The following is a 946-nucleotide window of genomic DNA, read 5'->3' on the forward strand; positions in this document are numbered from 1 at the left end:
GGATGCCATCGCGGCTGAAGTCCCATACCCGTTTGCGTGCGGCAGGGACGAGGAAGCCCTGGTCGTCCGCCCGATCCACCGTCTCCGGGCTGTCGACCAGGAGACGGCCGACTTTCGTGGACAGTGCAACATCGTCACGATCGAGTGCGTGCAGCGCAGCGCCCAGCCGCAGCTCGGAGAGCCCCAGCCCGTAGTGGGGCGCGGTGTCGAAGTACCGCAAGCCCACATCGTAGGCGCGTGTGACGGCTTGCGCGGATGCCTCATCGGTGGTGATTCGGTTCAGGTTCCCGAATTGTGATGCGCCTATCCCCAGGCTGGAGAGGTGTATGCCTGTGCGCAGTGTGTTCAGTGTTACTTCGTTCATCGGTCCACCGGGTCCTGGGTATTCAGGAGGCGCAGGTCCGCCTGCCGTGGCAGGCCTTCCCAGTCGCCGTCGTTCAGGCAGCTGAACGCTGCGACGGTTGCGGCGTGTTGCAGGCGCGCTGCGGGGTCTCGTTCTTCAATGAGCGCAGCCAGATATCCGGCGACGAACGCATCCCCGGCCCCGACTGTGTCCACGACGGTGACGGGCACAGCGGCCTGGGAGTAGGCCTGGCCCGAGATGTCGGCGACGCAGCCGTCCGCGCCGAGTTTGATGATGACCTCGCGCGGCCCGAGTTCGGCGAGTTCGCGTGCGAGCCAGGTCGAGTTGGATGTGGCGCCCTGATTGAGCAGAAGCCGTGCTTCTTCGGTTCCCGCGAAGACAATGTCGCTGCGCTGGGCAATCTTCCGGTATAACGGAGCCGGGTCTTCCTCGGGCCAGAGCGTCGGTCGGTGATTGACGTCGAAGCTGACCAGGGCTCCTTCCTCGCGGGCGTACTCGATGGCAGTGAAAGTGGCGTCCTCAGCTGAGCTGGAGAGCGAGGCTGTGATCCCTGTGACATGGACGACGCCGGCCTCCGCGATC

The 946-nt window shown here is 65.1% G+C and carries 2 protein-coding genes; both read right to left on the reverse strand.

Annotated elements, in window-relative coordinates; genetic code table 11:
- Nucleotides 1-364, reverse strand: a 364-nt coding sequence (locus MU551_RS23200; RefSeq protein WP_247048929.1) for an aldo/keto reductase, incomplete at its 3' end; no start/stop codon positions are given.
- Nucleotides 361-946, reverse strand: a 586-nt coding sequence (locus MU551_RS23205) for a PfkB family carbohydrate kinase (RefSeq protein ID WP_247048930.1), incomplete at its 5' end; no start/stop codon positions are given. The genes MU551_RS23200 and MU551_RS23205, both read right to left, overlap by 4 nt.

This window comes from Arthrobacter rhizosphaerae, from assembly GCF_023062595.1.
Taxonomy (GTDB): Bacteria; Actinomycetota; Actinomycetes; order Actinomycetales; family Micrococcaceae; genus Arthrobacter; species Arthrobacter rhizosphaerae.